The sequence below is a fragment of the Nocardia sp. A7 genome, assembly GCF_046549215.1.
In the GTDB taxonomy this organism is placed as follows: domain Bacteria; phylum Actinomycetota; class Actinomycetes; order Mycobacteriales; family Mycobacteriaceae; genus Nocardia.
The window spans coordinates 1-1,246 of record NZ_JAJPWE010000014.1; the positions used below are offsets into that span (position 1 = coordinate 1).

Annotated in this window: 1 rRNA gene; it reads right to left on the reverse strand. The window is 57.0% G+C overall.

What is annotated here, in order from left to right:
- A 16S ribosomal RNA gene (locus ACLJPD_RS33105) occupies positions 1-1,239 on the reverse strand; the annotation flags it as partial.
- Positions 1,240-1,246: the final 7 nt, after the last annotated feature.

A 1,246-nucleotide genomic window follows, 5' to 3' on the forward strand; every position in this document is an offset into this window, starting at 1 on the left:
CGGTATCGCAGCCCTCTGTACCGGCCATTGTAGCATGTGTGAAGCCCTGGACATAAGGGGCATGATGACTTGACGTCGTCCCCACCTTCCTCCGAGTTGACCCCGGCAGTCTCTCACGAGTCCCCGCCATTACGCGCTGGCAACATAAGATAAGGGTTGCGCTCGTTGCGGGACTTAACCCAACATCTCACGACACGAGCTGACGACAGCCATGCACCACCTGTACACCGACCACAAGGGGGCCTACATCTCTGCAGGTTTCCGGTGTATGTCAAACCCAGGTAAGGTTCTTCGCGTTGCATCGAATTAATCCACATGCTCCGCCGCTTGTGCGGGCCCCCGTCAATTTCTTTGAGTTTTAGCCTTGCGGCCGTACTCCCCAGGCGGGGTACTTAATGCGTTAGCTACGGCACGGAGTCCGTGGAAGGAGCCCCACACCTAGTACCCACCGTTTACGGCATGGACTACCAGGGTATCTAATCCTGTTTGCTACCCATGCTTTCGCTTCTCAGCGTCAGTTACTTCCCAGAGACCCGCCTTCGCCACCGGTGTTCCTCCTGATATCTGCGCATTTCACCGCTACACCAGGAATTCCAGTCTCCCCTGAAGTACTCTAGTCCGCCCGTATCGCCTGCAAGCTTAAGGTTGAGCCCCAAGTTTTCACAAACGACGCGACGAACCGCCTACAAGCTCTTTACGCCCAGTAATTCCGGACAACGCTCGGACCCTACGTATTACCGCGGCTGCTGGCACGTAGTTGGCCGGTCCTTATTCTACAGGTACAGTCACTTGCGCTTCGTCCCTGTCAAAAGCGGTTTACAACCCGAAGGCCGTCATCCCGCACGCGGCGTCGCTGCATCAGGCTTTCGCCCATTGTGCAATATTCCCCACTGCTGCCTCCCGTAGGAGTCTGGGCCGTGTCTCAGTCCCAGTGTGGCCGGTCACCCTCTCAGGTCGGCTACCCGTCGTCGCCTTGGTGGGCCGTTACCTCACCAACAAGCTGATAGGCCGCGGGCCCATCTCGCACCGATAAATCTTTCCACCACAAACCATGCAGTTCGTGGTCATATCCGGTATTAGACCCAGTTTCCCAGGCTTATCCCGAAGTGCAAGGCAGATCACCCACGTGTTACTCACCCGTTCGCCGCTCGTGTACCCCGAAGGGCCTTACCGCTCGACTTGCATGTGTTAAGCACGCCGCTAGCGTTCGTCCTGAGCCAGAATCAAACTCTCCGTTGAAGACTCT